The sequence below is a fragment of the Acidithiobacillus sp. genome, assembly GCF_023255755.1.
In the GTDB taxonomy this organism is placed as follows: domain Bacteria; phylum Pseudomonadota; class Gammaproteobacteria; order Acidithiobacillales; family Acidithiobacillaceae; genus Acidithiobacillus.
In genome coordinates, this window is record NZ_JAGDVS010000116.1 from 1 (window position 1) to 10,130 (window position 10,130).

11 protein-coding genes are annotated in these 10,130 nt (G+C 52.5%); all 11 read right to left on the bottom strand.

Annotation, left to right across the window (positions count from 1 at the left end; all coding sequences use genetic code 11):
- Positions 1–42 precede the first annotated feature (42 nt).
- Positions 43–237, bottom strand: a complete 195-nt coding sequence (locus tag Q0C48_RS07990) for a hypothetical protein (protein ID WP_291523212.1) — start codon at positions 235–237, stop codon at positions 43–45.
- Positions 238–431: 194 nt separating this feature from the next.
- Positions 432–1,556, bottom strand: a complete 1,125-nt coding sequence (locus Q0C48_RS07995) for an SEC-C metal-binding domain-containing protein (protein WP_291523213.1) — start codon at positions 1,554–1,556, stop codon at positions 432–434.
- A gap of 144 nt (positions 1,557–1,700) precedes the next feature.
- Positions 1,701–2,003, bottom strand: coding sequence for a hypothetical protein (locus tag Q0C48_RS08000; protein WP_291523215.1), 303 nt, complete (start codon positions 2,001–2,003; stop codon positions 1,701–1,703).
- Positions 2,000–2,617: a nucleotidyltransferase family protein gene (locus tag Q0C48_RS08005; RefSeq protein ID WP_291523217.1), complete on the bottom strand. Its 618-nt coding sequence runs from the start codon at positions 2,615–2,617 to the stop codon at positions 2,000–2,002. The genes Q0C48_RS08000 and Q0C48_RS08005 overlap by 4 nt, the downstream gene beginning before the upstream one ends.
- A complete protein-coding gene (locus tag Q0C48_RS08010; RefSeq protein WP_291523219.1) occupies positions 2,614–3,414 on the bottom strand; it encodes a pentapeptide repeat-containing protein in 801 nt (266 codons plus the stop codon). The genes Q0C48_RS08005 and Q0C48_RS08010 overlap by 4 nt, the downstream gene beginning before the upstream one ends.
- A gap of 89 nt (positions 3,415–3,503) precedes the next feature.
- Positions 3,504–4,178, bottom strand: coding sequence for a cytochrome b/b6 domain-containing protein (locus Q0C48_RS08015; RefSeq protein ID WP_291523220.1), 675 nt, complete (start codon positions 4,176–4,178; stop codon positions 3,504–3,506).
- Between the two features lie 3 nt (positions 4,179–4,181).
- Positions 4,182–4,676, bottom strand: a complete 495-nt coding sequence (locus tag Q0C48_RS08020) for a cytochrome c (RefSeq protein WP_291523221.1) — start codon at positions 4,674–4,676, stop codon at positions 4,182–4,184.
- 254 nt (positions 4,677–4,930) lie between these two features.
- Entirely contained in the window at positions 4,931–5,455 is a 525-nt protein-coding gene (locus tag Q0C48_RS08025; protein ID WP_291523222.1) for a hypothetical protein, read from the bottom strand.
- A 33-nt stretch (positions 5,456–5,488) separates the two neighbouring features.
- A complete protein-coding gene (locus Q0C48_RS08030; protein ID WP_291523224.1) occupies positions 5,489–6,694 on the bottom strand; it encodes an EAL domain-containing response regulator in 1,206 nt (401 codons plus the stop codon).
- Positions 6,691–9,159: an ATP-binding protein gene (locus Q0C48_RS08035; RefSeq protein WP_291523226.1), complete on the bottom strand. Its 2,469-nt coding sequence runs from the start codon at positions 9,157–9,159 to the stop codon at positions 6,691–6,693. Before Q0C48_RS08035 ends, Q0C48_RS08030 begins: the two co-directional genes overlap by 4 nt.
- A 694-nt stretch (positions 9,160–9,853) precedes the next feature.
- Positions 9,854–10,130, bottom strand: a 277-nt coding sequence (locus tag Q0C48_RS08040) for a GNAT family N-acetyltransferase (protein ID WP_291523228.1), incomplete at its 5' end; no start/stop codon positions are given.

Here is a 10,130-nt window from a genome sequence, read left to right on the forward strand (position 1 = left end):
AGAAGCAGAACATGGCAACCATTCTGACAGAAAACAAACTATCTAAACAGTATTGCCTTTAATCGCTGTCCATCGACCATAAGAACAAACTTGCAAGCTGTTAGCTTTATTGGAATCTGAGTCTCGAAATTTCTTGTTCAGGCTTGATGCAATCTCGCCATAACGAATGCCAATCTGATCGGCAATATCAATTTTCAAATTATCAATAAATTCCGTAAATATCTCGGTGGCAGTCATTATAAAGTTGGCCATTATTAAAAAATACTGGCCCATTTAATGCGTGCAAAATAAGTTGGTACTATCTAAGCGGTATTCAGCTATAACGCCCCAGCTAACGGTCCGCGTTGAACGCCGAGTTAGGCCTTGCAGTGGCGGCATGGTGTTGACAATTAATAAGTGCAGAAAAAATTGACTCTTGAATTGCTCGTTGACTATTCTGGGATATTTTTTGAAACTGTTGGATTGCCCCATATGAAATAATCGGAACCATCGGGCACTAGGCAGTTTTGCTCATGACTGAGAATGTGCATCACTCTCTTTTCGAGAGATTGTTTAAGTGATAGGTTCAGCCTGTCCCACCAGTCAGGTGAAATGAAGAGGTTTTCTATAAACTCGAATACGAGTTGTGTTATTGCGTTGGCCCAAGCATTTTCAGGCAAGGCAAGAAGGGATTGAATGAAGCGCTTGTTGGTCGAAGACTCGCCGAACCATTGAAATGAAATGGCCCCACCTTTTGTGGTTGCAATGGCATTCATTGAAATTCCGTCAAGTGGACCTGCCTTCGACAATTCTTGCAGCTGATTTCCAGAGAAGTCGTACTCGGGATAAATCGCACCTGAGAAAAGTATGTGCGGAGTTTCCGTGAACTCAATAATGACGAATTGTGATGGGGCGAAGTCGTTGGATTGAAATGCCTCATCATATGAGCCCTTGATTGACAGTAAATCTTGAAGACCAAGATCGACGCCGTGCTCATAAAACCCTGCGGTGCTCTGTAGTGCCTTCTGAATAAATTCAGGCTTGCCTTTATCCATCGTCTTTAGAAAAGGTATCCCGCCACTTTGATGCTGTTTCGCATAGATTTCACGGGCGATTGCTCTATAGCCAAGCAGTGTGGCATTATATGCAGTGGCCTCAAACTCCTGATCTTCTATTGGCGAAAATAGTTGTTTATCATGATGCGCGCAAAAGCCGGGAAACGTTGATGCTTGGCCAATTCCAACCTCTTGGCAGTCAAGTTTTCCATTGTTTTTGAATAATGAATTTATATTTGGTTTAAAGTTGTACACCTTTCCGTTTCTGGCGATGCGTCGAAGGGATCCACTTTTAGATACCGTATGTGCTTCAATGATTTTCCCGCTACAGTTGGCTCCGTCGGCGGATGAATGAAAGCATGTTTTTGCAACTCGTTGCTTGGATGCAAAGCCCTTTACCTCCCCCTCTGTCACCTCCGGTTGTAGGTGCCTGTTTAGGTGGCACTTTTTATATTTGATGTTTGATCCGCAATAGCAAGGATCGTTGCGCCCAATTTTTTTATTTTTTGAATTAGATTTCATTTTTGAATTTCTGCTTGATATTTTCTGGGAAAATGAAGTAGCGCCCCATATTTGAGGCCTAACGTTCACCATAACCGGCAGTGAAAAGCGGTGCGACGAAGGAGCGCTGCTTTTCACTGTCCGCGTTGATGGCGTTGTTAGCCCTCACATGCATCTCTCTAATTCTCCCTCTAACTCAACAAGATGCCGCTCAATGCTGGCGGCAGCATGCTGCTCTATTTGATGAAATGTCTCGTTGCTGCGATCAGACAACCGCTGACATTTTTCAGCAAGCGAGAGCAAGATAGGTTTGATTGAAACGGTGCGTTCAAGCCCGACACTTGCACACCACTTGGCAATGGCCACCCTAGAAAGCCCAGTGAGCTGGTTGGTGCGGGAGAATCTCCCGTTAACCACTGATAGAACACGACGCTCAGCCGATACTCGGTTGAGAAAAGTATTTGTCATTGTGCTTCCCTCAGTGATTCAACCCATTGCGTCCAAGGTGCCCGGACAACTTCTTGAGCGGTCCTTTCAAGATCAATGCTAATTTCCACTCCCCGGGTTGACCAGTGTCGCGCCAGCATGGCGTTTTCATAAGCCATGAATGATAAGGGGCATGGCGCCGGAAGCTCGTACGGAGCACGCCTGGAAAAACTGGGGGCTCCCAGGAGAGCCCAGGATACCGACATTGCGATGTCTCTGACGGCTGTGTAAACGATCCCCAACTCGTAGACCAAGCTATTTGTTCCAGATTTAATTTCCTCAATGGCTTCCCTGAGTAGGATTTCTAGTTCTCGAATATCTTGTGCCATCGTTGAATAAGGTGCAGGGGCACCCAAAGCATCCAAGAACGAGGTTTTATTTGGAGTAAAAATACACTGAGCCTCAAGATGAAGATGCCACGCGAAGAGTCGGCCCTTGCGGAAATAGTCCTCGACAAGCTCAGGCGAATAGATGCTCCACTCTGCCGGGAATAGAGAGCGGTCACTTGTGAATGGTATTACCAAGATATCGATGTCCGAGGTCGGGCTCACTTCACCCCTCGCAACCGAGCCAAAGACATAGAGTTCGTGGTTCATCGCCTAGACAGCCGCTTGATTAGGATTGCCATGAACAGACCAAAGAGAATGAATCGAACAGCGGTAAGCACCGCCAAGTAATCCCCCGGGACAGGCGGCGTGGTGTTACTTCCCCAAAATGCCGTTGCGACGACTCGAAGCGAAGCTGGCCAAGAGAATAGTGGGTCTTTCCACGATAGAAGTGCGGCACCAGCAACGACCACGAACAAACCGCAGGCAACAATTCGATAGAGACTTTCCCCATTTCCCCAAAGCAAATCTAAGGCCTTCCACTTGGCATGGCGTACGCCATGAACAAAGCGACTCCAACCTTTGTACTTGGCGCGGTAATAAGACTGCCTTGAGTAGGCGGCATGAAATAGATGCAGCCCCGTAAGGGCTACCTCAATTGAAGCGGCTTTGTTTACGGCCGAATAGTCTCCGATTTGGCCGAAATTAACTCGTAGGCTGCGAACAAGATCACGTGCTAGGTTCTCTTCACTCGGAAGACAATTGTCCAGAAATTCTTCATCTAGAATTGTGTGCTCCCACGTAGAATAATTAAATTTGCATTCCTCGTATTGCGAACCATGGAAATTTGACCTGGAGATGCTTGTGCCCGTGAAATCACATCTAATAAATCGGCAATTCCGGAAGTAACACTGTGAGATCTCGGATTGTCTGAAGCTGACGTCTACAAACGTTTTCTTTACCGCAAATACTCGCCTCAAAGCCTGTTGCGATAGTTGCGCTTCACGGACGTCAGCAATAAACTCCTTTTCCTCAATCAGGGGCTTGATGTGATCTTTTAGTTCCATGTTCATCGCCAGGGCATGGGGTGGGGGTACACATTTGAATTCACCGGTCTGCGCGGCGCCGCCTATTTTTATTATACCCCTCGCTGTCATTAGATTCTCGCCAACAATACGATCCCGATGAGAATCGGGACGGCGAGCAGTACCGCGCGCCACAGCGGCACGAAATACGGAGTTTCACCGGATGATCGGTGCGACTTGTAGCCATGAATCATGGCCGACACCAGGTTCTCTCCGCGAACCAGGCGGTAGAATACGATCGCGGTGAGATGCAGACCAATGAGGAGCAAAAGGAGATTGAAATTGTCGGCGTGCCAATGTGCGAAACGCCGTCCGGTCGTGTAAGAGACCCACTGGGACAATGGACCTGAGGAGCCGCCGTCGTTATTGACCGCGAATAGACCGAGAATCGTTTGCAGCAGCAAAAGGCTCAGCATTACGATGATACTGAGTGCACCCAGCGGATTGTGACCGAGTGACTCATAGCGATCGCGATCGCAGAGCTTGCGGGCATAGCGCCAGACGCCCGCGGGTCCGCGAACGAAACTGCTGAACCTGGCAGTCTGTCCGCCGCAAAAACCCCACAAAATCCGAAAAGACACGACACCGAGGACTCCGTAGCCGGCGAACAGGTGCCATCGCATGTGATCGGTGTCCGCGGTCCACCAGCAGGTCGCGAACAGAATCAGGATGCTCCAGTGCCAGATCCTCGTCGGCAGATCCCAGACTCGAACGCGCTTTCGAACTGAACCCCCCGTATTGACCATGCATCACCACCAGCCGCTGTGCGTGCGGAAAACCCGATGGCAACTGTCGCAGGACTGACCGAGGCTCCTGGTATCCAATGTGAGCGCGTGAAGGTCGTGGTCTGCGGCGTCCCGCGTCATGTTTTGTGCGCTGATTCGCATTCTCTGTGCGGCCTGGGTGAACGCAGCGGGTTTCGCCCAGATTTCCCGGCTCGCTCGGGTGCCGACCCCATGCCCTTTCCCGCTGCCCGCAGGAAACCATGTGGGCAGGGAATCGGCGAGCACGGCAATTTGCCTCGCGTCCACTTGGATCAGGCGCCAATTCAGGTGCGAGCGATCCATCTGATCCCGCAGAAACTTGTCGGTCCTGCCGAGTGTCCTGAAGTGCACCTTGCGTGCGTGGATGATTTGCGCGATGCCAGTGGCATTGGCGCCACCCGCAAAACTCATCAGCAGCGCGATGCTTATCCATAAGAGCGGATCGCGGAGGCGGCAGGTTCGAAAGCCGTTAAAACCCATGGTGCTCTATCCTTGATGTGGAGTAGACGGGCGGGCTGCATAGCCACCCGGTGAATGATCTTCGAAATAAACCATTCATAAATTAAATGAATTGACCTGAGCTTGTAAATAAGGGTCGCCTTGGTCCGGCGCATGCTGAGGGTACCATACGTCGTGGGATCAAGACCAATGGAGCTCACCCACCGATCAACGATCCTGGCATATTGACGGGTGGACATATGTGGGGATGCCCTTAGCCGGCTGGGAAAAAGATACTACTCGGGCTTCAAATCAGCCTTGGCGATCCAGGTCGCCAGGGATTCCCGGGTTTGATCAGTAATTTCGAACTGAACCGGTCTCTGGGTCTTGCGCTGCAGGATGATGGCGCGGCGAGCGATCTGGCCACCATGGGCCACGTCCTTCACCCGTAAAGCGACCAGATCACATCCACGAAGCTTGCTATCAATGGCCAGATTGAATAGGGCCAACCCCCTCGTATGGTTGCCCAACTGTAGCCGTATACGGATAGCCCAGATCTCCTTGAGCTTCAGAGGAGGCTTCTGCCCCGTCAGCTTTCCCTTGTTCCAGGGTCCACAATAGAGATAGGAACGAGGCACGACGCCGAGAAACTCTGGCACGGCTCCGGCAATACACGCGCTTGCAGGGTAGGCTGCCCTGCCCGTGGAATACCCCTGATACTGGGGCCCCCTCTCTGCCTCAAGCACATCCGTATATCCGAGGTCGCGAAGCACCTGCAGGATGATCTTGCGGAAGAAATTGTCATCGTCCACAACGAGCACATTAATTTTCCTCCGCGCAGGAGAAGCGGTAGTTCAGGCCAACAGCAGATCCGGACGATAAGTCTTCATGAATTCGGAGAATGCCTGCCTGTCCAACGGCTTGGATATGTAATAGCCTTGTATTGTATCGCACCCGGCCGCCTTCAGCGCTTCACAATCCCGTCTTGTTTCGACGCCCTCCGCCACGCTTTTGACGTTGAGCTTGTGCGCCATGTCGATGCTCGACCTGACCACGACCATCAGCGCTTGATTCTCCGAAAAATCCTTGACGAAAGACTGGTCTATCTTGAGCTCGCTAAATGCGATACGCGTGAGTTGCTGCAGGTTGGAGGCGCCTGTCCCATAGTCATCAATGGAAAGCGAAAAGCCGTTCATGCATAGCCGGGCGAGGTTCTCCAAGGCGGGCGCCACATTGGTCATGGCGGCAGACTCGGTAATCTCCAAAACCAAATGTTGAGGATCGATACCCGACGCCCTGACTAGCGCAGTGATGCGGTCGGCGAGGGAGGTGTCATCCAAAGACGCAAGAGAGAGATTGACTGATATGGCCAGAATGTGACCTTGTTCGTGGAAAGTGCGGCATGCCGCAGCCGTTTTCTCAAGAATGCGGAAAGTAAGTTGATCAATGTTCCGGGTCTCTTCAAGAGGTGGGATAAAAACTCCCGGACTTATCACGCCGTGCTGCGGATGGAGCCATCTCGCCAAGGCTTCCGCCCCAACCAGCCTGCCCGACCTTAGGTCGACCTTTGCCTGGAAATAAGGTTCGAACTGATCGCCCTCCACTGCCTGCAGAATTTCTTCGAGCGAGAACCTTCTGTCATCGCCCCCTCCTCGTTCCAGTGTCGATCCATCGTGCTTGGCAATAAGCACTTCCAGATTCGACAACTGAACGGGCTTCTCAATGGTCCCGAGGAGCTTGATGCCGTACAGCGTGGCCATCCTGGCTACAGAAGAGAGCAGCTTGCCGTCTAGGGCGCTTGTCAGAATGACGGAGATTATGTGTTTTCCCTCGCCGAGATGCCTAAGGAACTCCATGCCATCCATTTCGGGCATGTTTAGATCGCAAAGCGCAACATCGATAGGTCGGGCGTTGGCGCCGCGAATGATGTCGAGCGCCTCCTTTCCATTTCCGGCTTGGTGGACTGAAGCAACACCAATCGACTCCAAGATGCGCGCTGTGATACGGCGCTGGAACTCGTCGTCCTCCACGATCAGGACATTGAGCGCCGAGGCCTTCACAATTTTCTTCCCGAGGTAATAAAGGATGCCGCCCGGGAAATCGCATCCTCCAGCCCTGACCTGGCTGAATTCGCTTGCGCCAAGTCCCCCGCCTTGGCCGCACTCTCCATTGCTTCGCATGCCTCGGCAATATTTGTTGCGCCGACCATGCGGCTCGCCCCTTTCATCTTATGCGCGATACTCTCAATATCCTCTAGGCTTCCCGTTTCGAACAAGCCGGGGAGCTTCCCATTGTCTGCCTGAATATGCCGGAGAAAATCGTGCAGTACCTGCAATTGCGATGCCTCATCGCTCACGATCATGCCCAATACTTTGAGATCAAACAGGGCCCCGGCCTCCTTACCGCCGGCTGCAGGAATATCGAGCCATTTTGCCAGGACAGATCTAAGCTGTTTCATATCGGCAGGCTTGACCAGAAGATCATCTATTCCGGATCCTCGGCAGCGATTCGATTCTTCGGCAAGCGCGTTGGCCGTCCAGGCAACGACCGGCGTACGCGGCAGCGGCGCAGAAGCCTCCATCTTCCGCACTTCCCTGGCAAGCGCATAGCCATCCATCTCCGGCATGTGGCAGTCCGTAATAATCATGGCATATCCCCCCTTCTGCCACATGTCGAGCGCAACCTTTCCATTCTCTGCAGTTTCAGTGCGCAGCCCAAGGAGCCTGATCTGGCGAGCCAACAAATCTCTGTTGATTGGATGGTCGTCGACAGCCAACACCATGGGAGCATTAGCGCTGTCCACGAACAGCGGCTGCACTTCCCTTTGCTTGACCTCGGGATACATGTTTTTTACGGTTTCGCCTGGCAAGCCCGATATTGGCAGGGTCAGGGTGAGGCTGAAGACCGCCCCATGTCCGGGTTCGCTCTCGAGGCCGACTTGCCCGTCCATCAGATCAGCAAGACGCTTACAGATAGATAACCCAAGACCTGTGCCGCCGTATATTCGCGCAGTGTCCGCACTTCCCTGACGATAGCGCTGGAAGAGCCGGTCCTGCACTTCCCTGGCGATACCGACGCCGGTATCTTTAACCGAGAAACGAATGCGATCCCCACTGTCGAGATGTTCGACGAGCTCTGCCCGCACTTCAATTTCGCCCGCCTTGGTAAACTTAATCGCATTGCTGACGAAGTTATTGAGCACCTGGGAGAGGCGCAGGGCATCCACGATATAGGCAGAATTCAGTCGGGAATCTGCGTGCTGCCAAAGCACCAAGGATTGGGCACTGGCAACTCGCGAATAAGCATTAACGATATCCTTAAGAAGCTGTTCAATGGAAGTCGGTCGCGGTGCAAGCTCGAGCTTCCCTTCTTCAATCTTCGACCAATCCAGAATGTCACTGACGATGCGCAGCAACCCTCTGCCGGAATCCCAGGCGGCCTCCAAGGTCTCGCGCTGTTCGCCATCCAGCGAAGTTAATGAAAGCAATTCCAGCATGCCTAGCATTCCGGTGAGCGGCGTACGAATTTCATGGCTCATCGTGGCCAGGAATGAATCCTTCGCGCGATTCGCCAACTCCGCCGTCACGCGCAAATCATCGAGCAATTTTTCTTTGGATTTCGCTTCGCTGATATCGTCGATCACCCAGATATTACGATTGCTCTGGGCGCTGCCATCAACGGATTTGGCCATCAGGTGGCTCCAAAACTCGGCCCCATTGCGCCGTAAGAGTTTTGTTTCGATATTGAACACATTGCCGCCAGCAAGAGACGTCTTGGCTAATTCAGAAGGCAATGACGATTGATCCTGCCCGACCAGAATTTCTTGCAGTGAGATACCTTGCATATCTTGAGGCGTCGAATAGCCGAAAATCTCGACCGCCTTAGGATTGACTTGTGCCATGCGGTCATTGACCACAAAGGCTATGCCCACCTGGACATTATCAAGTATCGCTTGCAGCTCCGACGTTCGCTGCTGCACGCGCTGCTCCAGTTCCGAGTAGATGCGCACGTTCTCCATTGCCACGGCAGTGGTATCGGCCAGGGCCTGTAGCAGCTTGACCTGTTCCGGCGTTGGATGGTGATGGACTCCCCAATAGTTGCCGATTGCGCCAACGGGGTCGATCGTGCGGATTGGCACCATCGCGAGGCTCTTAACAAAGGTGGGGCGATAAGCGTCAGCCGGGATGCGCGGATCGGCATAGATATCTTCGATCACGGCAGCCTGCCGATTCAGCATGGCCCAACCACTGATGCAGGCGCTCATCGGAAAGCGCTGCCCTTTCCATAAAGGACTGATGGCATCTTCCTCGGCGTAAAAGCATTTGTCTCCGTCCCGCAAAACGAATGTCGCGCCATCAGCCCCTGTAATGCTACGGGCGGCATGACGGACGATATCCATTATCGTTCCAAGATCGCGCGCAAGCGAAAGCTTCTGGACCACCTCAACGAGCTGCTCCATAGCATGCGCGTACCAAAGGCTTTTCGCCTGGCCGTTTTCAACTTCGAACTGCCGATGGTCATCCATGGATAGCCTCTTTTCGGCGGACAGAAGGACTCCATCACTTTCCCCGCCCTCGGGCCAAGAAGTCCTGACTGGAATCCAGATTGCAAATTTTGGGCTTATTAGCCCGTTTATTAGCCCATTTCTTGGGCAAGTGCAATAGGCCAAAATATCTAGGCCTATAACCATTTGCAAGGGATGGTCAAATGATTGATTCGTTTGCCATCCATCGTGGCTCCCAAAGCCAAGTGGCGGAGCGGGCGTGGGCCCCGGTCGGAATGCGTCCATTGCGGCATCAATATCGATAGCGACTTGTTACAACGTATTGTCAGGAATGTGCATCTATGCAGTCTTTCTACAGAGTGAAACGGTTTGTCGGCAATGGCCGAGCTCCTGTAGATCGCGGTGCCATAACTGAACGTCAGCTTCCGGGTCGGTATTACTCCTCCACAAGATGCACGGAAAGGTCCGCTACGCTGCCCAGCCGCCGTTCGTAATCACAGGTCTAATGGGTGTGTGATAGGCGGGCTGGCTAAAGAATCTGATTCTCGTGCCCAGGCTGCTTGCTCAGCCCTGCTTTGCACATAACGGCACATGTTGAGAATGACCTAGGTCAACAAGTTCTTGCACGCGACAGGTATTTCTCCCGCCGCCCCCTCGCAATCTCTGGTCAACCTCTTTTTGCATATAGCCCGAAAATTATACCTGCGTGGAGTAATCAAGCTTTGACGGTACTCAGGCGCAGCATCAACGTCATCGGATGTTGTGGTGACTCCTGAAAGCCGTAGTGCTCATAGAACTGTTTGGCGCGTTCGTGGAGCGCATGAACCAGCAAAGCGCGAACTCCAGTGTTCTGCGACACGGTAATGGCCCGATTCACCGCGTCTTGCAGCATGGCTGCCCCCAGTTTGATGCCTTGTGCCCGTCGATCTACCGCCAGCCTGCCAAGCACCATGACGGGAACCGGATCGGGCATATTGCGACGAACCGAGCCG